Below are 21,334 nucleotides of genomic sequence, written 5' to 3' on the forward strand. Positions count from 1 at the left end.
TGGATCCCATCACACATTTGAAATAGGAGGGAGTCTTAGAATGCCTGCAAAGCAATTACTCTTTCAAGAAGAGGCCCGGCGCAAAATCATGGAAGGTGTGGAGCAATTGGCCCATGCCGTGAAGGTTACACTGGGGCCCCGCGGCCGGAATGTTGTTCTCGATAAGAAGTGGGGTTCACCCACGATCACAAAAGACGGCGTCACAGTGGCGAAAGAGATCTCCTTGGAAGATCCCTATCAAAATATGGGTGCTCAAATGGTGAAGGAAGTCGCCTCCAAGACCAGCGATGTCGCCGGTGACGGTACCACCACGGCTACCGTTCTTGCCGAAGCGATCTTCCGTGAAGGTTTGCGGAATGTGACCGCCGGCTGCAATCCGATGCATATCAAGCGCGGGATTGAGCAGGCGGTATTGGCTATCACCAAGGAGTTGGAGCGGATCAGCCGCAAGGTGAACGATCGCGAGCAAATTTCCCAAGTCGCGACCATCTCCGCCAATGGCGACAGCTCGATCGGTAACATCATCGCCGACGCGATGGATAAGGTCGGCAAAGACGGCACCATCACCGTCGAAGAAGCCAAGTCGATGGAAACGAGCCTCGATGTCGTCGAGGGTATGCAGTTTGACAATGGCTATCTCTCGCCATACTTCATCACCGATAAAGACACGATGGAGTGCAATCTCGAGAATTGTTTCGTACTCCTTCATGAGAAGAAGATCTCCAGCCTCAAGGACATCCTCCCGCTGCTCGAGAAGGTGAGCCAGGCCGGACGTCCTCTGCTGATCGTCTCTGAAGATGTTGAAGCGGAAGCCCTCGCCACATTGGTCGTCAACAAGCTGCGCGGCACCATTCAAGCCTGCGCTGTGAAGGCACCTGGATTCGGTGATCGGCGGAAGGCGATGCTCGAGGATATATCAACCCTGACCGGTGGCATGGTTATCAGTGAGGAATTGGGCCGCAAGCTCGAGACCGTCACTCTCAGCGATCTCGGTACCGCGAAGCGCGTCAGCGTTTCGAAGGAGAACACCACGATCATCGAGGGCGCCGGGAAGTCGGCCGACATCAAGGCCCGCACCGAACTCATCCGCCGTCAAATTGAGGAATCAACCTCAGACTATGATCGCGAGAAGCTCCAAGAGCGTCTGGCCAAGCTGGCCGGTGGCGTGGCCGTCATCAATGTCGGCGCCGCCACAGAGACCGAGATGAAGGAAAAGAAGGCCCGCGTCGAGGATGCCCTCCATGCGACCCGTGCCGCGGTCGAGGAAGGAATCGTTCCTGGCGGCGGTGTGGCCCTGATCCGGTGCGCCCCGGTGCTGGATGCGATCAAGCTCGAGGGTGATGAGCTGGTCGGCGTCAACATCATCCGCCGCGCCTTGGAAGAGCCGCTCAGAATCCTGACCAACAATGCCGGTCTTGAGGGTTCCGTCGTGGTTCAGGAAGTGAAGAGGCAGAAGAAGATGAGCATGGGCTACGACGTCGATCGCGACGAGTATGTCGATATGCTCAGCTCCGGGATTATTGACCCCACAAAGGTCACCCGGACAGCGCTTCAGAACGCCGCCTCCATCGCCGGACTGCTCCTTACCACCGAGGCTCTGGTGGCTGAGATCCCGGAGAAGACAGCTCCGGCTCCGGCCATGCCCGGTGGCGGTGATATGGGAATGTACTAAACCTAAGCAGGACAAGCAGTACGAGAGAGGGACCGGTCTCAAGCCGGTCCCTCTCTTTAGTGCGTGCGCCCGGCAGGGCGGCCGGTCCCATGCCCCGTCGATCGGCTATCGCATTCATTCCAGAAAAACCGGAAGATCTCCAACGCTTCGCCCGATAATGAGCATGAATCAATGTCTGGCCAACAAGTGTGGCCGATATGGGTCTTATGGCCCATGGAATGCAGAGAGATGTCCAGAAAGAGGTGAAGCTATGAGAGGGTTCTGTCTTGTCGTTATGCTGCTGATCCTTACATCCGGGGTTGCTGTTGCGGGCCCCAACGCCGGGGTTGTACTTTCGGTGCAGGGCAACGTCGATGGCGCGGCGACGAATGGTTCTCCATGCACTGAAATTGCGCTTCCAGCGGCGTGTGAAGATTTGATCCCGAGCGCGACAGACGATGTTGATGGGGTTTCCTGGTACTTGGTTGTCGTCGTCTCGCCGCCGGAGAATACGCCCAATTTCAATACCGTTGTTTTTGGACTCGGCGATTATACAGCAAGCAATACCTATATTGGATTCTACGGTCCTTGCGTTACCGGAGCGCTCGAGATCTCGACGCAAGACTGGCCCAATCCGAACCAGGGTACAGCCGTGAGTTGGGCGCCCAATTGTATAAATGGGATCATGGAGCCGGTCTATTATTTTGGCGTCTACGCGTACAGCGCCGGAAACATCCCTCTGGCGGTCCATCCGGTGCAGGGCGGAGTAGTAGTTGATTGTTCAGCCAACCCCACGACCGACGATTTGGAGGGATTTGGCGTGATGGGCGTCGGCGGGAATGCCGGATCCAACCCGGAATGTCCCGGCGGTGTACAACCCGAGCCGGGCGCCTGCTGCTTTGGTCCCGACTGTGTCCTGCTGCTCGAGACGCAGTGTGTGGAGCAAGCTGGGGATTGGTATGGCGGCGCTTGCAATCCGGACGGCTCTCCCTGCCCACCAGACCCAAATCCAGTCCAGGAGACAACGTGGGGCAGCATAAAGGTCGTCTATGAGTAATTGTTAGTGAGTCATTGATAACCTAAACCAGTCGCCCCTGTTAGGGGTGCGTATCAAGTTTTATAAAGATCCCCGGCTCCATGGTGAGTTGGGGATCTCTTTTATGTGCAGGATAAGTAGGCTAACACTCAATCCCTCTGTGGATTGGGCATGCGCGCCTCAGATCGGCAGGCATCGATATCCCTTGTTTTAAACCCCGGAACAGACTATACTGTTCGTGGATGATGTGGGTGCGGTCTTTCCCCCTGAATTGTGACATTGGGGAGGAGTCGGCCATGAGGGTTCCTATCCATATATTTCGTACCATGGTGATTTTAGCACTTACCGTCGGAATCGTCTCAGCCGGGCCCAACCAAGGCGTCCGTTTATACGTTCAGGGTAATGTGAATGGTATGAATACGAGTGGCCATGTTTGCACCGACATCCCGATTCCTTCCACCTGTGAAGAAATAGATTCGAGCGCCATGCCGGATAGTAGCGGCATTAGCTGGTATTTGGCGGTGGTGCTTTCTTCCCCTGTGAACACACCCAATTTCAACACGGTGGTCTTTGGTCTGGGTCCCTATGATCCGCATACCGATGGCGATATCATCTATTGTGGTCCGTGCATTGCCGGCGCACTTGAGATATCCACGGCCGGGTGGCCCGGCCCCGGTGAAGGAACGGCCATGAGCTGGGCTCCTGATTGCTCGTACAGCTATATAGAGCCGATCTATTACTTCGGTACTTATAACTATGGCGGTGTGATTCCGTTGACTGCTCATCCCGTACAGGGTGGAGGGGTGGTGGACTGCTCGGCAAATCCGCAGGAGGATAGCTTTGAAGCATACGGTGAGATTGGAGGCGATAATCCCCTTTGCTGGGCTCCCCCGCCCGCCCCGGGCGCCTGCTGCTTTGGTCCCGACTGTGTCCTGCTGCTCGAATGGCAGTGTTGGGAGCAATCTGGGGTTTGGTATGGCGGCGCTTGCAATCCGGACGGCTCTCCCTGCCCACCAGACCCAACTCCAGTCCAGGAGACAACGTGGGGGAGCATAAAGGTCATCTATGAGTAATTAGTGAGTCATTGATAACCTAAACCAGTCGCCCCTGTTAGGGGTGCGTATCAAGTTTTATAAAGATCCCCGGCTCCATGGTGAGTTGGGGATCTCCTTTATGTGCAGGATAAGTAGGCTAACACTCAATCCCTCTGTGGATTGGGCATGCGCGCCTCAGATCGGCAGGCGCCCATCTCCCCTTGCTTTAAGCGCCGGAGGAGACTATACTGTTCGTGGATGATGTGAGTGTGATCTTTTCCGCTGAATTGTGACATTGGGAAGGTGTCGGCCATGAGGGTTCCTATCCATATATTTTGTACCATGGTGATTTTAGCACTTACCGTCGGAATCGTCTCAGCCGGCCCCAATGAGGGCGTTGTCCTTGCCGTGCAAGGAAATGTTCTTGGCCAGCAAGTTGATAGTCACAGCTCTCCCTGCGATATTGACATTCCAGTGGATTGTGAGGATATGGACACGCATGCGGTTCCATATTATGGCGCCAGCTGGTATCTGGCGGTTGTTGTCTCCCCTCCTGAAAACACACCCAATTTCAGCACCGTCGTATTCGGTCTAGGCGACTTCAATATGGCAGAAAATTATATCGCCTTCACCGGCTCCTGTGTCCATGGGGCTCTCGAAGTCACCACGGCCGGGTGGCCCGGCCCCGGTGAAGGAACGGCCATGAGTTGGGCTCCTGATTGCTTGTACGGCTATATGGAGCCGGTCTATTACTTTGGCACCTACAACTACAATGATGGCGTCATTCCCTTGGGAGTCCATCCTGTCCAAGGCGGAGTGGTGGTGAATTGCTCGGAAGATCCCGAAATGGATTCTTTCGAGGGATTCGGCGCGATGGAAGGCGACAACCCCGCTTGTCCATTCGTACCCGAGCCGACTCCAGCGAAATGGACAACTTGGGGGAGGATCAAGGGCATTTATCGTTAAACCAAACCTGAAAGGATGAAGCTATGAGATGGTTTATCATTTCGATTGTGATCACAGCACTTGCATCCGGCGCCGCTTTTGCCGGTCCCAACGCCGGTGCTCGCCTGATGGTTCAGGGTAATGTTAATGGTGTGAGTACGAATGGCTTTATTTGCGCCGACATTCCGATTCCTTCGACCTGTGAAGAGATGGATCCCAGCGCTATACCTGATTCAGAGACATCCTTGTATTGGTATTTAGCGGTTGTGGTTTCTCCCCCCGATAACACACCCAATTTCAATACCATCGTCTTCGGCCTGGGGGATTACATAACGGCGGATACATATATTGGGTATTGGGGTCCGTGTATTGCCGGCGCGCTTGAGATCTCCACAGATGGTTGGCCATTTCCTGGCGAGGGTACGGCGGTGAGCTGGACTCCTGATTGCGTGTACGGCTATATGGAGCCGGTCTATTACTTCGGCGTTTATGGTTATGCCGCCGGCGATATTCCGCTGGATGTTCATCCCATTCAGGGCGGCGTTGTTGTTGACTGTTCGGTGGATCCTCAATCCGACGATTTTTTTGGGTTCGGCGCCATGGGTGTGGCCGGCAGTCCCGGCTCCAACCCCTACTGCCCCGGCTTGGAACCGGCTCCCGGCGCCTGCTGTTTTGGCCCCACCGTCTGTGTGATGCTGCTCGAAGAGGATTGTCTGAGCGAGGGTGGTGAGTGGTATGGTGGTGACTGCGAGGATGCGCCTTGTGGTCCGAACCCAACTCAGACGACAACCTGGGGGAGCATCAAGAGCGTTTATCGTTAAACAGGTGGACCGCGCCGGCGATCTTGTCAGCCACCTTGCAGAGTGATCCGCTCCTGGATATGATACACAGGAGCTCCGCTATGACTTGATGGATTCACTCTAAAAGGGACTGAGATGAGAAAGAAGATCCTGCCCACACTCTTCATCACGCTCGCTCTTGCCGTGGGGGGATGGGGGCTGGCCTGTCAGATGGGCCGGGGAACGCCTCCTCAGATAAACGTGCTGCTGATCACCCTTGATACAACCCGTGCCGACTATCTCGGCATATACGGCCATGACAAGCCGACGAGCCCCAATATTGATAAACTCGCTGAAGAAGCCGCCGTGTTCGATTGCGCCATCGCCCAGGCCGCGGTGACACCCGTTTCCCACGCCTCGATTCTGACAGGTTTAAATCCCTACAATCATCGACTGCGGGTTCTTCACGGGCTGACGGAAAATGTCCTTGAAGAAGACCAGACGACACTGGCCGATTTTTGGAAGAACGCGGGCGGGCAGGCCTCAGCCTTCGTCAGCGCTTTCCCGGTCAGCGCCTCCTTCGGTTTGGATCAGGGGTTCGACCCTTTCGATCAGACATTCCCTCAGGCCGACGGGGAAGGGGTTGTCACCCAAGCCGGTTCGATCAATACGGGAAAGAGCCAGCGCCGGGCCGATGCGACGACCGACGCGGCGCTCGATTGGCTGCAGAACGGCATGACGCCGGACAAACCGTTTTTTATGTGGGTCCACTACTTTGATCCCCATGACACCCTTGTCCTGCCGCCGCAGGATCAGCTCGATGGCATGCTTGACGGCCCCTTCAAGGCTGCATCAGAAGAACGAAAGGATATTCTTCGAGCCATTTACAATTGTGAAATTCATTATATGGATGAGCAGATCGGCCGGCTCTTCGATGCTTTCAAGAATAAGAAGTGCTGGGAGACGACGATGATCGTTGTCGTGGCGGATCATGGGGAAGGATTGGGGGATCATAATTGGTGGTCGCACGGCCTGCTCTATGCAGAGCAGATCCGGGTTCCTCTTCTCATTAAGATCCCCGGGGCGTTGGGCGGAAAGCGGATCCCTTCTCTGGTGCGAACGATTGATCTGATGCCGACCATCCTGCAAGCGGCCGGAATCGAAGAGGAGCGATGGCCCGCAATGGACGGCGAGTCGCTCATACCGACAATGCAGTCCGGCCATACCCCTTCGGCGCTGACCGCCTATAGCGAGTCGGTGAACATCATGAATTATGGCCGGCCCGATATCATGAACATTTGGGATCGGAAAGACGACAAACTCTACTGCCTCACCACGGCGACGGGGAAGTTGATCTACCATCAGCTGAAACCGGAGAAGAGCGAGTTTTATAATTTAATAAATGATCCGCACGAACTGGCGAACCTGATTGGGCAGGATTCTCAAGAAAGAGACGCCCTGACCAGAACGCTGCAGGCGATGAATATCTTCTCTGAGCATATGCCGGGAATGACGGCTACCGATCTCGAGCGGGCCCGCCGTTTGAAGGGGCTGGGATACATTGAGTAACGCCCTGCCGCCGGGAACCGGCTTTTTATTGGAAAGGGCATATAATGGCGGCCACTCTTGAAAATCAATAAGCTCCACGGGTAATATATAGGTGCAGGTTTGGTTCAAAGGTTTTTTAAATCGATTCGCCGGATGAAGAAGGCCGGGGTTGATGTTGCAGGAGGAATAGAATACGTCCCGAACACCGGAATCCACAAAAGGGCTGCAGGAGAGAGCGATCCTTGTCGGCGTGAGTGACGGAACGACTTCGTTGAACAGCTTCGCTGAGGCCTGCCTCAAGGAATTGGATGAGTTGGCCTCCACGGCCGGAGCCAAGGTCGTCGGCCGTGTGATACAGCGACGTCAATCGATTAGACCTTCCACCTTTCTCAGCCGCGGCAAACTCGACCAACTCAAGGCGGAAGTAGAAAAGACAAAAGCCAATCTGGTCATTAGTGATGAGGATCTCTCACCGGCACAGGTCAAGAACCTGGAAAAGTATCTCGAGGTCAAGATCCTCGATCGCAGCGAGGTGATACTCGATATCTTCTCCCGCCATGCGCGGACGCGCGAGGCGATGACACAAGTTGAGTTGGCTCAGCTTGAATATCTGTTGCCGCGGCTGAGCGGCATGTGGGAGCACCTCTCACGTCTCGGCGGCGGGATCGGAACGCGCGGACCGGGTGAAACGCAGCTGGAGGTCGATCGGCGGCAGGTTCGCCGCAAGATATCCATCCTCAAACAGCATCTTGAGGTGATCGAGCGGGAGCGGGACACTCAAACGCGTCGCCGGAAGGATTGCTTCCGAATCTGTCTGGTGGGTTATACAAATGCCGGGAAGTCGACATTGTTCAATGCCATGACCCAGTCGGATGTGCTGGTGGAAGACAAGCTCTTCGCCACATTAGAAACGACGACGCGGCGTGTGTGGGTGGCGGGGGGTCCGGTTGTCCTCTTATCCGATACCGTCGGCTTCATCAGAAAGCTTCCCCACCACCTGGTCGCGAGTTTCAGGGCGACATTGCGCGAGGTAATCGAGGCCGATTTATTGGTCCAAGTCGTTGATGCTTCGCATGCCGATCTCGAGGAGCATATGCGAGCCGTTGACACCGTACTGGATGAAATCCTGCCGCGCCAGGTGATAAGGCTCCTCGTCTTTAACAAAACGGATCTCATCGATGATGAGGTCCGCGAACAATCCCTTCGCGCGCATCACACTCAAGCGGAGTTCATCTCAGCCTTCCGGCCGGAGGATGTCGCCCGTTGCCGTGAGCGCATCGGGGTTGAAGTCCGCTCTCTGCGATCGCGCGCCCTGGTGACCTATCCCCACGCCATGCGGGGAGCGCTAAGCCATCTGCTGTCCCGCGGACAGCGTGTGCGCCAAGCCTATCTGGAGACTGATGTGGAAGAAGAAATCTGGCTGGAGCCGGGTGATCTGGAGCAACTGAAGCAGAAAGGCGCCCGGATCGAAATGCTGGATGGCGCCGTTTAAGGCAGGTGAATCCAGTCAAGCGCGCGATTCTGATGGCCGATATGCAATGTTACTTTCCCGGTGAGTCCCAAATCTGAAAGACACCGCTCAGCCGCATATAATGCTGATTCCGGCGTATTATTGTTTTCGCTCAGGTGTGCGAGGACCACGTGGCGCGGGATATTTTCGGGGGAATGATTGTAAACCCGGCGTATAACATCCGTCATTTGTTCATTGGATAGATGCCCGTTGGGTCCATCGACGCGATGCTTCAACCACGTCGGATAAGGACCATTGTGTAACATCGTGGAATCGTAATTCGACTCAAGGATCAGAAGATCGCACCCGCTTATGATTTCCTCCAATCCGCCCGGCAGATGTCCCAGATCGGTCAATGAGACGATCCGGCGGCCGTTGAATTGTAAAGAGTAACCCACCGTTTCCGCCGCGTCATGCGGGAGCGGGATGGGAAATATGTCGATGGACCCGTGTCTGGTGCACCCGCCGGGGGTCAAATGAACCACTTTAGAGTGAACCGCGCCGGAGTGAACCGTTCCAGAATGAACCGTCGTGGAGAGCGCGAAATCGTCCCAGGTTGAGACCCGCTTGGCAAAAGACCGTGCCGCTGTGTAAACCGTCGCCCGCGACAGCTTCCGAAACTGGCGTAAACCTCGAATATGATCTGTATGCTCATGTGTAATCAGAATAGCGTCGATCTCTTCAGAAGATAGCCCGGCCTCCGCCAGATGGCCGTTTAAGGCTCGAGCGGAAATTCCCGCGTCAAGGAGCAGCCGATGGTCACCCGTGTCAATGAGGGTCGCATTCCCTTTTGAGCCGCTGGCGAGGATTTTCACGCGCGCCGTGGATACTTGAAGTTCAGGGTTTGACGGATGCATCCTGTTGTCTCTATCCTCATGAAAGATGTGATGCAAAAAATGGGGCTATGGAGGAAATATGTTCCCACCTGAAGGGACTCGAGTCCAGACCGGAGATCATCCATTTCCAACCGAGGGGGCCACAAAGGCCCTTCTTCAGGAAATGTCGCGTTTCAGCACCCTGGCCTCAATGGAGCGGTCAAGTTTCTGGAGGGACCATTCCGCCGAAGTAGAGCTCCTCTGCCATCAGGTCCAGCGGGGCGGGCCTGGCGCAAAGGCCCCGGTTCAGGACGATGCCCGGCATCTTCGCATCGTCCATTGGAACATCGAACGCGGTAAAAAGCTGCCGGTGATTCAGCATAACTTCCAGCAGCAGCGTGATCTTCAGGGCGCCGACCTCATTCTACTCAACGAAGTCGATGTGGGCATGGCCCGGTCCGGCAACCGGCATACGGCCCGCGAGCTGGCGAATAACCTCGGCATGCATTGGATCTTCAGCCCCGCCTATATCGAACTGACGAAGGGGATGAGGGAGGAGATCCAGGCCCCTGGGGAGAACAAAGATTCGCTCCATGGCCTTGCCGTGCTATCCAAGGAAGAGCCGATTCTCGTCGAGCGGATCGAGCTCCCGGAGATTTTCGACACCTTCGATTTTGTCGAGAAGCGTTATGGGTCGAGAATCGGGCTGCTCGTTCATTTCGGGCGGGCCTGGCAAGACCTGGTGGTCGCGATCGTCCATCTGGAAGTCCGTGATACTCCCGCAGGGCGCCGGCGCCAGATGCAGGCCCTCCTGAAGGCCATTGATCAATCGCTGAAGAAAAACGGCCGGGAAAAGTCTCCGGTTCTGCTGGCCGGCGATCTGAATACCCACACCTTTCCAAGGGGAAGTTTTAAGCATAAAGCCAACGCCGTGCGCCGGATACTGGGCACGCCGCTGGACCGGCTGGCCGAGGAGATGACCGAGCCCTGGCGGGACAACCGGGAACCTCTCTTCAGCGCCATGACCGACGCCGGATATCATTATGAAGACCTCAACGACCGGTCACCGACCATCACCGTTCTGCTGCGGGGGGTCGAAGAGGCGGAAATGCTGCCCGCCCTCTTCCGCCGCTGGATCGGCCGGGCCGCGGCCCTTGGTGAACGGGTCTTCCCCATGCGGCTGGACTGGTTCGCCGCGCGGGGTTTCGGCCTCAACGGCGACAAGCATCAACCTTTCCGCGTGACACGCGCCGCCACCGTCGTACCCTCTGCTTGGAGAGGGGATATCCCCTCCGATCACTTTCCGCTGCTGCTTGAATTGGAAATCTCCGGGACGTGACCCTTCACGGGGGGTGAGATGTTTGTTGTTGTGGTGGGTGCCGGGCGGTTCGGTAGTCTTGCCGCTCAGGCCTTGGCCGAGCAGGGTGTTTCCGTCACGATCATAGATCAGAGCCTGGACATCCTCGAAACGCTCCCCGAATCCTTCAGCGGTTTCCGTCTGGAGGGTGATGCGGCGGAATTGGAGACGCTGAAACGCAGCCGGATGGACGAGGCGGATGTCGTTCTCGCGGTCACGGAAAGCGACTCCCTGAATCTTCTGGTCGCGCAACTGGCCCGGGAGCTCTTCGGCGTGACCCGGGTGGTGGCGCGCATCTTCGATCCCGTCACCGAATCGGTCTACAAACATCTCGATGTCACTATTCTCTGCCCGACAACCCTGGGTTTGGACAACCTCCTCTCCGGCTTGCTCAACCCGGAAAAACCCGGCGGCTCGAATCCATCAAAAGAAAAGAAAGACGGATAAAATGGCTCGGCGCGTTCTCATCGCCGGTGAAGGCCGGCTGCTCTATTTCCTGGCCCGCCGTTTTCAGTCATCCCGATCGGAGGTGACGGTCATCTGTCCCCACCTCAAGGAAGCGGAACGGCTTTCCCGGCGCCTCAAATGTCTCGTTGTTCATGGGGATCCGACGCAACCCCGTTTTCTGGAAGAGGCGGGGGCGGGAAAGGCCGACGATGTGATCGCCGCAACGGGCAGGGATGAAGACAATCTCGTCATCTGCCAGCTGGCGGCGCAGCATTTTGAGGTTTTGCATACCGTCGCTGTTGTTCAGGATCCCGACTTTGTCGATGCGTTCCGCAAACTCGGCGTTGGAGCGGTAATCTCGACCACGGATATGCTGGCCCGCCTCGTTGAGAAACGAACGAGCTTGGAGGGGCTGGAGGATCTGGCGCCGGCGGCCGGGCAGGGTGTTATCGTTTCCGATGTCCTGTTGAAGGAAACCGATCACGCCGCGGGACACCGCCTCGACACGCTGGAATTGCCGGAATCCTGCCTGGTGGGATCGGTAATCCGCGGTGAAAAGATGCTCATTCCCAAAGGTGATTTTCTTTTTGCCCCCGGTGACCGGGCGATCATTCTGGTGACGCCGGAAGTGGAGGAAGAAGCGATTCGCATCCTGAAAGAGGGACGGTAATGCCGGGCGCGATGACGCCGGAAGCGGCGATGCGGGAAGCGGTAACGCCGGAAGCGGTTGCGGTGGAAGCGCCGTGAGATACCGGGAGCGCCTGAACGCCGCCTATCGGGCGGTGGGCCGGGTCACAGCCTCCATCCTCATCCTGCTCGGTTTCATCCACCTCGTCCCGCTGCTCGTTCTGCTTCCCTTTCCCCATGAATCGGCCGCGGCGACCGCCTTTATCATTCCCGCTGTCACAGGAATCATTCTCGGTCTCATCTTGTGGGTCTTGTTCCGGCGCGCTGATGTAACAATCCTCACACTGAGAGACGGGGTCTTGATCACCTTTCTCGTCTGGACGATCGCCTGTTGTCTCGGCGCCGTTCCCTACCATCTTCAGGGTCTGGGCTGGCGCAACGCCCTTTTCGAGTCGGTGAGCGGGTGGTCGACCACCGGGCTGACCGTCGTCGATGTCACCCGGGCGAGTCCGTTGATTCTATTTTGGCGCGCGTTTCAACAACTGCTGGGCGGCGCCGGGTTGATCCTCGTCATGTCTTCAGCCCTCGCCGGTCCCTGGGCGACCGGACTGTATCAGGCCGAAGGGCACGGCGAACCCCTGCTGCCGCATATCGGCCGTTCCACCCGGGCGATCCTCGGAATCTATCTCGGTTATACATTACTCGGCGTCGGGGCTTTCTTGATCGCCGGCCTGCCCCTCTTTGAATCGATCCTCCATTCAATGACCGCTCTGGCCACCGGCGGATTTTCCACGCAACCCGGCAGTCTTGGGGATTTTCATAGCATCAGCGTGGAAGGCGTGGCGATCGTTCTCATGGCGCTGGGCCAGTTGAACTTTCTCCTCCATTTCCTCATCCTGCGGGGGAAATGGCGGACGGTCCTCAAACACGGCGAGCCCCGCCTCTTTATCGGCGCTCTTCTCATCGCCGTGCCGCTGCTCTATTTCGGGGCGGCGCGCTCACTGTGGGGCATGGAATGGGGGATTCGCAGGGCGCTCTTCCAGGCGGTCAGCGCCCTCTCCGGAACCGGGTTTTCGATCGCCCCCGACGCCGAGTGGAATAGTCTCGGCGCGGCCGTGATTATCGGCCTCATGTTGATCGGCGGCGGCGTTAACTCTTCCGCCGGCGCGCTGAAGCAGCACCGGGTCTATCTCATCCTGAAATCGATGGTCTGGCAGATCCGCCGCTTCTTCCTCCCGCGGTCGGCTGTTTTTGTGCGCCAGATCTGGAAGGGGGAAGAGCGGGTCGTTCTGGAAGCGGAGCATCTTCAGGGTGTGGCCGGATACGTCATCCTCTATCTGTTCGCCTGGTCGATGGGATCGATCATCCTCATGGGATACGGGACGGGGATGCAGGCGGCCCTCTTCGAATTCGCCTCCGCCCTGGGCGGCGTCGGTCTCACCGTCGGCGTGACGAGACCCGATGCGCCGGGCGGCATTCTCTGGACCGAAATGATTGGGATGTTTCTCGGCCGGCTGGAATTTTTTGTGGTGATACTGGCGCTTGGAAAGATGATCATTGATTTCCGCGAGTTCGCCCGCTTTGGAATAAATCCCAAGGCGCCGCCGAAACTAGCGCAGGAAGATTAGGATAACACCCCCCACGGCCACGACGGCGCCGATGGCGGCCCGCGGGCTCACCCGTTCCTTTTGTATAAGAATCACCAGCGGCAGGATCAGGATCGGCGTCATCGCCAGCAAGGTCGCGGCGATACCTGTTTTTGTATGCCGCACCGCCACGAGGGAAAGCCAGACGCCGAAAACGGGTCCCAAGAATGAGGCGCCCGCCGTCGCCCAGCGGGCGGGCGGATCTTTTAAAAGACGGATGACACCTTGAACCCTGCCGCCGGCCAGCACCATGATCCAGACGCCGGCCGTCGCGGCGGCCATGCGGATCGCCGTCGCCGGCAGCGGATCAATGCGATCCGCCATCCCAAGTTTGGATAGGATCAAACCCAGGGCCTGTCCGAAAGAGGCGATGAATCCGAAAACGACACCTTGAATCCGGTGCCCTCTGGGAATCGGTTTGCCCGGTCGCTCCATGATGACCCAGGCGACACCGGTCATGGTGATGACCATTCCGATCACCGGAAGGAGGCCCAGTTTCTCACCGAGCAGGGGAATGGCGAGGATCGCCGTGAGGGGTGGGGCGAGGGTGAAGAGGGCGGTGGCGAGACGGGGTCCTAAACGCTCCAGGCAGGCGAAGTACCCCCAATCCCCCAATGTTAAACCAATCACGCCGGAGAGGGCCAAAATAAGAATGTCTCTCGTTTGAGCTTGAGGCGCCCATTGCAGGCCGCGGCTGGCCAGCAGGATCAGGGTGAGCGCCGCAAAAGCGATCGGAATTCTCACCGCGTTAAGCGAGAAGGCGCCCGCGCGCCGCGCGGCGATCGTGAAGAGGAGCGAACCGAAAGCCCAGCAGGTGGCCGTGGTTAAGGCTGCGATTTCTCCGATAAAGGGCATGGAGTGGATGCTAATTGAAAGGAGGGGGTGCTGTCTATTTTATAACCCGCTATAATCCCCGGATCCACTCCTTCAGCTGATCGGGGCGCCAGGAGGCCTGCGGGGCGCGTTCGAGGAGTGTTTCAAGCAGTGATTGAAAAGCGGCGTGGGGACTCGCCGTCCCCTCCGGCCCGGTCAGATTTTTCAGCTCGAGAAGATAGGGCGCCAGTGAAAGCCGGACACGCGGACCCTCGAGGATCAATCGGTTCCCATTGAGGCGGATCCACTGCAGGTCTTTCCAGGCCAGCTGATGAAGACCCGAAGGGTCCCTCAGGGTGAGACCGGCGTCATTGACCTCGAGCTGGGGATAGCCGAGGTGGCGCGCCAACCAGATGAGGACCAGGATCAGAAAGATGGAGCCGGCAAGACCCGGGAAAATCTGCTGGAAAGCGGTGCCGATGTTGCTGCTTTCCGCCGTCATCAGATGCCAGACGACAGCGGCGTTGAGGGCGAGCAGGCCGGCGGAAAGGCCGAGGGCGCCGCGCCGGAAGGAGCGGATCCGGCGTTGCGAAATATAGGGCAGTGACTTTGCCCCTGGCTTCAATGGAGTGTCGGACCTGTTTCCTGCTTCCATCTTCAAACTCCTCGGCGGTGAACCCTGGATCCAGTCCCGTAAGCTAGGCGGCGCGGCTTCCCGCTTGGATCATGATCTGATTCTCTTGTAAGAACGGGATGATCATTTCAAGAGCTTCAACCACATTTGGGTCGAGTTGGGTCCCCTTGACCCTTCGGATTTCCTCGATGGCGGATGTGACGGACCCCGCGGCGCGGTAGGGCCGGCTGGAGGTCAGGGCGTCATAGGTGTCGGCGACAGAGATGATCCGAGCGACGAGCGGGATCTCGTCCCCCTTGAGTCCGCGAGGATAACCCTTGCCATTATACATTTCGTGATGAGCCCGCACCCCTTCACTCGCCTCGCTGAGTTGCTGGATCGGCTTGATGACGCGGTAACCCCTTTCCGGGTGTTCCTTAACGACTTCGAATTCTTCCGGCGTCAACCGGCCCGGTTTCAGCAATATCGCTTCAGGCATTCCGATCTTGCCGATATCGTGAAGGATACTTGCCCACCGCAGCGTCTCCATCTCCTGGTCGTCCAACTTCATCGTTTTCGCCAGCAACATGCTGAGGATATTGACGCGCTCAGAGTGACCGCTCGTCGTGGAATCCTTGGCTTCAATCGCGTTGACCAATGTCTTCACCGTGGCCATGAGGAAGTCTTTCAGGCTGTCATAGAGATCGGCATTTGACAGGGTCAGTCCCACCTGGCTGCTCAATGATTGTAAAAGCCGCAGGTCGCTTCCCCGGTAGTTCCGCAGAGTGTTCCACCGGATGAGCGCCAAAAAACCTTCGAGGGGTCCCGTGGCGGGAAACCCCACCGCCAAAATCTGCGCTTTCTGGGAAAAGATGGGGTCCTGCTCGTCCAGCTCCCACGGCGTTCCCAAGAAATTCCGGCTTTCGGATTTGGCGAGATGCCTCCTGACGGCGCGGCCGAATTGATGCCATGCCCTGGGAGTCATTTCCAGGGTCTTCCCCTTTTCCGCCGCCTGTCTTGAGGTCTCCAGAATCTTCCGATCGGTAATGGAGAGGACCGCGGCGTCGGCCCCGATGGTGGTTCGGGCTTGATCAAGAATGAAGGTGAGCGTCTTATTCAGCGTTTCAAACTGCACTAATCGCCCTGTCACCGCGTAGAGCATATTGAGTTCTTCAAACCGGGTTGATAGCTCCTGGCTCATCGAACTCATTTCGGAAAACATATACATTTGGTCTGAAACGAGATTGGATATGTCTTTTAAAAAGAGGAGTTTTTCATGGAATCCGGCATCAGCCGGAAGGGTCGCGCTCGTCAGTGCGGGGGGGGCGCTTGATCCAAACGGCGACGGAAAGGGGATAATCCGGCCCACCTTCGGCTCCCGGCCATCCGCGGCTCCATCATCCACAACTTCCGGCAAAGCATCCAATCCCACCGGAGTCTCATCCGGCATCACCGTCCCTCTGCCCGGAAACTCGAGTCCTGCTTCCGCCCGCGCCTCATCCACGGCCAGCAGGCATCCAAGATTCCGCTCCATTGTCTGGATCGGCAGAACCGCCAGGTGTACGTCGAACGGACAATCCCATTGGCAGGTTTCTCCACTCCGCATCGCGTCCTGAGATTCGGCCCAGCGTTGGTTTTGGCATTCGGAGAAGGAATCGGGATTACGGGTACCACAGTGCAGGCATTTTTCGGGAGGCGCCAAGGAGAGCGCCGGGCCCGTGGCGTCCATCCAAACCTCCAGCTGGAGATGGAGGATATGAGCGGCATTTTCCAGGAGATTGTGAAATCTTGAAACGAAAGCTCTGGGGGAAACGCCCCCGGAAGATAGGGTCATGATGTGTTCCTTTTCAGTCTTCCGGGATGCCAACCGCATAACGCGGCCGCTGGAGCTGGAGGATGGCTCCACCCGGTCCCAGGTAAATCATTCTTATGGTGGTATTATCGGTTCCTCGGAAAGGGTTCTGGAGCCGTGAAGCGCATCTCTTTCGGGGAATCGACCCGCGTTGTGGAAGCAGGACAAGCGTGATAGCTTGAATCGCGTGGACCGGGTTCTCCCACACCATTCAAACGAGTCCTTGAGGTATATGGGTAAGCCTTTCAGACGGCATATCAGGAGGCGCATAGGGCGATGAAAGCAGGTTATCGAACGATGAAAACGAGCGCTTTGGGGCGTCATTTTTCCAAGGGGTTACGGCGGGGTCTTTTGGCGGCGATCCTCCTTCTGGTCGCGGCTTGGGGCGTTCCAAGAGCAGCCGACTACACAGAAACGATCGCGGCGGTTGTGGAGGACGATCCGATTCTATTGAGCGATGTGATGGAGCGCTATGAACTCCTTGTCGCGCAAGGGACTGTGGATTCTTCCGACACCACGGGGGCGAAGACGATCCAACGGCAGATCCTGGATCAACTGATTGAGGACAAACTGCTTCTCCTGGAGGCGTCGGCCCAGGAGATTCAGGTTTCCGAAGAGGAGATCGGCAGCGCCGTTCAGCAGACCCTGGATGGCCTTCTCCAGGAGTTTGGGAGCCGGGAGGCCTTTCTCTCCCAGCTGGAGAAGGAGGGCCTGACCGAGGAGGGGCTCCGGACCCAGTATCGGGAGGATGCCCGGAATCAGATATTGGCCAGCCGCCTCATCGGCAGGGAGATTCGATCGAAGACCGAGGTGACCGATGCCGATGTCAGGACATTTTTCGACGAAAACCGGGATCAAATCCCCCAGAAACCGAAGTTGATGCGGCTCTCGGATATCTACATATCGGTCCGGCCGGATGCGGCCATCGAAAACAGCCGCCGGCAGGAGGCCGCCGATGTCCGGAATCAGATACTGACCGGTCAGTCCACCTTTGAGAAAGCCGCCGGGCTTTATTCCGACGATCCCAGTGGAACCGAGGGCGGCGGCTTGGGGCGATTCCAAAAAGGGGATTTTGATCCCGCCTTCGAAAATGCCGCCTTTGCATTGAATGTCGGTGAGATCAGCCAGCCGGTGCGCACACGGTTCGGTTATCATCTCATCCGTCTCGACGAGGTCGATCCGCAAGGGGGATGGGCGGGGGTTCATCATATTCTCTTCGGCATCCCCCCGACGCGGGCGGATGAAGCGAGGGCTCGCCAGCGGGCGGATGCGGTGCGCCTGCGTATCTCCAAGGGAGAGACCTTCGCCGCGGTGGCCCAGACGGCCTCCGATGATACGTTGAGCGGCGCCCGCGGCGGCGACCTGGGCTGGCTGCCGATGGAAGCCTTTCAGGGGGCCGTCAAACAGACGATGGATACGCTCGCTGTCGGAGCGATCAGCGCGGTCGTCCCCGGCGATGGCGGCTTTCACATTATGAAGATCACCGGCATACAGGAACCCGGTGATTATACATTTGAAGAGATCAAGGAAGATCTTAAAGAGATGGCGCTCCGTTCAAAGATGGAGGAGATGTACCGGGCTTGGATGGAGACTTTGCGGGAGAAATTTTACGTCGAGGTTAATGTACTGGGAGGGTGATGAAGATGAGCCGGGCGGACAGGATGCTGAAGTATCTCTGTCTCTTCGTCACGAGATCCCAAGCGGCGGCGGCTTGCAAGGAAGGGCGGGTCCTTGTGGATGGAGCGCCGGTCCGGGCGGCGCAAGAGATCAGGGTCGGGCAGAGGATCCTCATTCGCGACCGGATGGGGATGCATGAAATGGAAGTCGAGATCCATCGTGTTCCCGAACGGCAGGTGCCCAGAAAAAACGTTGATGAGTATGCAACGGTGACAAGAAGGCAGAGGGAACCGCTGGATGGCGTGATCACGGATCAGACACCAGGGTCGGACAAATGATCGTATTTAACCATGTCTCAAAGCAATATCCAGGCTCTGGAAGAGAATGGGCTTTGCAAGACGTTCATTTTCAAATCCCCGCCGGCGAGATTGTCTGTTTCTTGGGTCACAGCGGCGCAGGGAAGTCGACGATCCTCAGATTGATCACCATGGAGGAACGGCCCAGCGAAGGATGGGTTTCCGTCGGCGATGCCTCAAGTGAGACGGTGAGGCCCTCAGAGATCCCCGCACTGCGGCGCCAGATGGGGGTTGTCTATCAGGATTTCCGGCTTTTGCCCGACAAGACGATTTGGGAAAATGTCGCCTATGCTCTGAGGATGACCGGCTGCCTCAATGGTCGTGTTATACAAAAGCTTGTAACCCGGGTGCTGGAAAAGGTGGGGATCCTTCATAAAAAACATGCTTATCCGCATCAATTATCCGGAGGTGAACAACAACGGGCCGCATTGGGGCGGGCGCTGATCCACGAACCGGCCATTATCCTCGCCGACGAGCCGACCGGGAATCTCGACAGGGAGATGGGGCGCGAGATCATGGGGCTTCTCAAGGACATCAATCAGCGAGGCACCACGGTCATTGTGGCGACGCATGATGAGGCGCTGGCCCGCGGCTGCGCCCACCGGTTGGTTTTTCTCAAGGATGGGATGAAAGAGAGGGAGGAAACTCTTGTTACGCGCCCTGCTGTTTTTTCTCTCTGAAGCTCTTGAATCGATGCGGCGCCACCCTGCCGCGACCATGGCAGCGCTGGTGTCGATGACATCAGTGCTCTTTGTGCTGAGTCTATTGCTCGTCATCACCTATAACGTCCGCGTTCTCACCGAGGAGTTGGAAAGCCGCAAGGGCATTGTCGTCTTTCTCGAGTCGGACCGGCCCGAGGGCCGCCGCAAGGAACTGGTCGATATTTTTAAGGGGTTCGGCGAGGTCGAATCAGTCCGATGGATTCCCCGGGAAGAGGCGCTGAAAGAGGTTGAAGAGGAGTTGGGCGGGCTCGATGTGGATGAGATCCTCGGGAGCAATCCGCTTCCCGACGCCATTGTTATACAATGTCTGCCCGATTCAAGGGACGCCGTAACCCTCTCATCGCTCTCCACTGAAATCGCCGCCTATGAGGGCGTGGAGGATGTGCTCTACGGCGAAGAGTGGGTTGAGTCGCTGGATCGCAGTCTCATGACGATGCGGCGCGTCACACTGCTCGTCGGATGTCTCTGCGCGGTGGCCGTGGTTCTGGTTCTCGGCGCGACGCTCCGGCTCACCCTCGTTCACAGGCAAGGCACCCTGGCCATCATGAGGATTATCGGCGCGACGTTCGGTTATATCAGGGGCCCCTTTATTGTGGCCGGTATTGTTCAAGTGACCCTCGCCGGCGCCATATCGTTGATCCTGCTGCGTCTGGTCGTGTCACTGGGGCACCGGTTTCTGCCGGGGGTATCGTATCTCCCCACCGGTTGGATCGTGATGTTGCTGGCCGGCGCGGCGGTTCTAGGGCTAGCCGGGTCGTACTTCGCTCTGGAACCGGTTCTGCGCGGCATGGAAAGCGGATCCCGCAAAAAGATGTGGGCCGGCGCCGCCATCCTCATCGGGTGTCTGGCGTTCGGCGGGTTGGCGGGCGCTCAGTCCAGCGGAACGATTGCGACGCATGAGGAAGACCTCATCCAGCTCAAAGCGCAGATCCAAACAAACCGGGCGCGAATCTTATCGCTGCGATCGCGCCAGGAAAACCTGAATGAGATGATCGAACGGCTCGACACCGATCTTCGTTTGTCACGCTCCTATCTTGAGAAATTGAACCAGCAGGAGGAGCGCCTGCGGGCCGACCTCGATCACAGGACCATTGAACTGGATGGAACGCGGGAACGGCTCATCCTTGTCCGGGAAAGACTCGCCGGAGGAGTACAGGACTATTACAAAAGGAGAAGGATTGATCTGGCGGAATTGTTATTGTCATCCGAGACATTCCCGCAGCTTTATGCGCGCGCACATTATTTGAGCTGGTCGATACACCAATACCGGAAGGATCTGCTGGATCTGGCCGAAGAAGAATCGGCGCTAATGGAATCGGCACAGGAACTCAGGGATCAGCAGGCCCGCCTGCAGAGGCTGCAACGCGAAAAGAAGGCTGAATCCAGCGGTCTGGAGGCTCGCTCCAAGGAAACATTGCAGGAGAAGGCGCAAGTTGAATCGGAGCTGAAAGATCACTTGCAGGTGTTGAAAGATCTGGAAACCCGGGAAGCCCGGACGACCCAGCTCCTGCGGGAACTGGAGTCTCAGCGGCGGGCGGCGGCGGGAGCCGGCAACGGCCTGGAGTCGATGAAAGGCCGGCTGCCCTGGCCGGTCGAGGGGGATGTACAGACCGGTTTCGGCAGCCATGTTCATCCGCGCTTCAAGACCCGGGTCGTGAATCGGGGAGTGGATATCAAGGCGCCCGCGGGACGGATCTTCAAAGCGGTCGCGCCCGGGCTCGTGGTCTATGCTGAGTGGCTGACCGGCTATGGCAATTGTGTCATCTTGGACCACGGCAGGGGATATTATACACTCTACGCCCACGCCCAGTCGATCCTTGTACAAAAAAATCAATCCGTGGCGCAGGGCGTTCCTCTTGGTGAAGTTGGAGAGACCGACTCCGTACGCGGAGCGGGGCTCCATTTTGAGATTCGGCAGGGGGCCGAAGCGCTGAATCCCGACTTATGGCTCTCAAAGGCAAGGTGA

19 protein-coding genes are annotated in these 21,334 nt (G+C 57.6%); 15 read left to right on the plus strand and 4 right to left on the minus strand.

What is annotated here, in order from left to right:
* Positions 1 to 40 precede the first annotated feature (40 nt).
* The 7 genes from groL (at position 41) to hflX (ending at position 8,485) form a co-directional block, all read left to right on the plus strand.
* A complete protein-coding gene (gene groL, locus KJ970_07360; protein MBU2690731.1) occupies positions 41 to 1,672 on the plus strand; it encodes a chaperonin GroEL in 1,632 nt (543 codons plus the stop codon).
* A gap of 250 nt (positions 1,673 to 1,922) precedes the next feature.
* Positions 1,923 to 2,708 carry a hypothetical protein gene (locus KJ970_07365; protein ID MBU2690732.1) on the plus strand — a complete coding sequence of 262 codons (786 nt, stop codon included), beginning with the start codon at positions 1,923 to 1,925 and terminating at the stop codon, positions 2,706 to 2,708.
* 305 nt (positions 2,709 to 3,013) lie between these two features.
* Positions 3,014 to 3,760: a hypothetical protein gene (locus tag KJ970_07370; GenBank protein ID MBU2690733.1), complete on the plus strand. Its 747-nt coding sequence runs from the start codon at positions 3,014 to 3,016 to the stop codon at positions 3,758 to 3,760.
* A 303-nt stretch (positions 3,761 to 4,063) separates the two neighbouring features.
* Entirely contained in the window at positions 4,064 to 4,687 is a 624-nt protein-coding gene (locus tag KJ970_07375) for a hypothetical protein (GenBank protein MBU2690734.1), read from the plus strand.
* A gap of 23 nt (positions 4,688 to 4,710) precedes the next feature.
* Positions 4,711 to 5,487, plus strand: coding sequence for a hypothetical protein (locus KJ970_07380; protein ID MBU2690735.1), 777 nt, complete (start codon positions 4,711 to 4,713; stop codon positions 5,485 to 5,487).
* A gap of 114 nt (positions 5,488 to 5,601) precedes the next feature.
* The gene (locus tag KJ970_07385) at positions 5,602 to 7,014 is read left to right on the plus strand and encodes a sulfatase-like hydrolase/transferase (GenBank protein ID MBU2690736.1); all 1,413 of its coding nucleotides are present in this window, start codon (positions 5,602 to 5,604) and stop codon (positions 7,012 to 7,014) included.
* A 229-nt stretch (positions 7,015 to 7,243) separates the two neighbouring features.
* On the plus strand, positions 7,244 to 8,485 hold the full coding sequence (gene hflX / locus KJ970_07390; protein MBU2690737.1) for a GTPase HflX: 1,242 nt from the start codon (positions 7,244 to 7,246) through the stop codon (positions 8,483 to 8,485).
* Here hflX and KJ970_07395 read toward each other — a convergent pair.
* On the minus strand, positions 8,482 to 9,360 hold the full coding sequence (locus KJ970_07395; protein ID MBU2690738.1) for an MBL fold metallo-hydrolase: 879 nt from the start codon (positions 9,358 to 9,360) through the stop codon (positions 8,482 to 8,484). The genes hflX and KJ970_07395 overlap by 4 nt on opposite strands.
* Before the next feature lie 58 nt (positions 9,361 to 9,418).
* Between KJ970_07395 and KJ970_07400 the strand changes: the two genes are divergently transcribed.
* The 4 genes from KJ970_07400 (at position 9,419) to KJ970_07415 (ending at position 13,377) form a co-directional block, all read left to right on the plus strand.
* The gene (locus tag KJ970_07400; GenBank protein ID MBU2690739.1) at positions 9,419 to 10,657 is read left to right on the plus strand and encodes an endonuclease/exonuclease/phosphatase family protein; all 1,239 of its coding nucleotides are present in this window, start codon (positions 9,419 to 9,421) and stop codon (positions 10,655 to 10,657) included.
* Between the two features lie 18 nt (positions 10,658 to 10,675).
* Positions 10,676 to 11,122 carry a TrkA family potassium uptake protein gene (locus tag KJ970_07405; protein MBU2690740.1) on the plus strand — a complete coding sequence of 149 codons (447 nt, stop codon included), beginning with the start codon at positions 10,676 to 10,678 and terminating at the stop codon, positions 11,120 to 11,122.
* Position 11,123: 1 nt separating this feature from the next.
* Positions 11,124 to 11,792, plus strand: coding sequence for a TrkA family potassium uptake protein (locus tag KJ970_07410; GenBank protein ID MBU2690741.1), 669 nt, complete (start codon positions 11,124 to 11,126; stop codon positions 11,790 to 11,792).
* Between the two features lie 73 nt (positions 11,793 to 11,865).
* Positions 11,866 to 13,377: a TrkH family potassium uptake protein gene (locus KJ970_07415; GenBank protein ID MBU2690742.1), complete on the plus strand. Its 1,512-nt coding sequence runs from the start codon at positions 11,866 to 11,868 to the stop codon at positions 13,375 to 13,377.
* Here KJ970_07415 and KJ970_07420 read toward each other — a convergent pair.
* Genes KJ970_07420 through KJ970_07430 form a run of 3 tightly spaced genes read right to left on the minus strand, consistent with a single transcriptional unit; the run spans position 13,360 to position 16,655 of the window.
* The gene (locus KJ970_07420) at positions 13,360 to 14,250 is read right to left on the minus strand and encodes a DMT family transporter (GenBank protein ID MBU2690743.1); all 891 of its coding nucleotides are present in this window, start codon (positions 14,248 to 14,250) and stop codon (positions 13,360 to 13,362) included. The genes KJ970_07415 and KJ970_07420 overlap by 18 nt on opposite strands.
* 49 nt (positions 14,251 to 14,299) lie before the next feature.
* Positions 14,300 to 14,863 carry a PH domain-containing protein gene (locus tag KJ970_07425; GenBank protein ID MBU2690744.1) on the minus strand — a complete coding sequence of 188 codons (564 nt, stop codon included), beginning with the start codon at positions 14,861 to 14,863 and terminating at the stop codon, positions 14,300 to 14,302.
* 43 nt (positions 14,864 to 14,906) lie between these two features.
* The gene (locus tag KJ970_07430) at positions 14,907 to 16,655 is read right to left on the minus strand and encodes an HD-GYP domain-containing protein (protein ID MBU2690745.1); all 1,749 of its coding nucleotides are present in this window, start codon (positions 16,653 to 16,655) and stop codon (positions 14,907 to 14,909) included.
* 294 nt (positions 16,656 to 16,949) lie between these two features.
* Between KJ970_07430 and KJ970_07435 the strand changes: the two genes are divergently transcribed.
* Genes KJ970_07435 through KJ970_07450 form a run of 4 tightly spaced genes read left to right on the plus strand, consistent with a single transcriptional unit; the run spans position 16,950 to position 21,334 of the window.
* Positions 16,950 to 18,311 (plus strand): peptidylprolyl isomerase, encoded by a 1,362-nt coding sequence (locus KJ970_07435; protein ID MBU2690746.1) that lies wholly within the window; start codon positions 16,950 to 16,952, stop codon positions 18,309 to 18,311.
* A 5-nt stretch (positions 18,312 to 18,316) separates the two neighbouring features.
* Positions 18,317 to 18,628, plus strand: a complete 312-nt coding sequence (locus KJ970_07440) for a hypothetical protein (protein ID MBU2690747.1) — start codon at positions 18,317 to 18,319, stop codon at positions 18,626 to 18,628.
* Positions 18,625 to 19,326, plus strand: coding sequence for an ATP-binding cassette domain-containing protein (locus KJ970_07445; protein ID MBU2690748.1), 702 nt, complete (start codon positions 18,625 to 18,627; stop codon positions 19,324 to 19,326). Before KJ970_07440 ends, KJ970_07445 begins: the two co-directional genes overlap by 4 nt.
* Positions 19,295 to 21,334, plus strand: coding sequence for a permease-like cell division protein FtsX (locus KJ970_07450; protein ID MBU2690749.1), 2,040 nt, complete (start codon positions 19,295 to 19,297; stop codon positions 21,332 to 21,334). The genes KJ970_07445 and KJ970_07450 overlap by 32 nt, the downstream gene beginning before the upstream one ends.

This window comes from Candidatus Eisenbacteria bacterium, from assembly GCA_018831195.1.
Lineage (GTDB): Bacteria > Eisenbacteria > RBG-16-71-46 > CAIMUX01 > JAHJDP01 > JAHJDP01.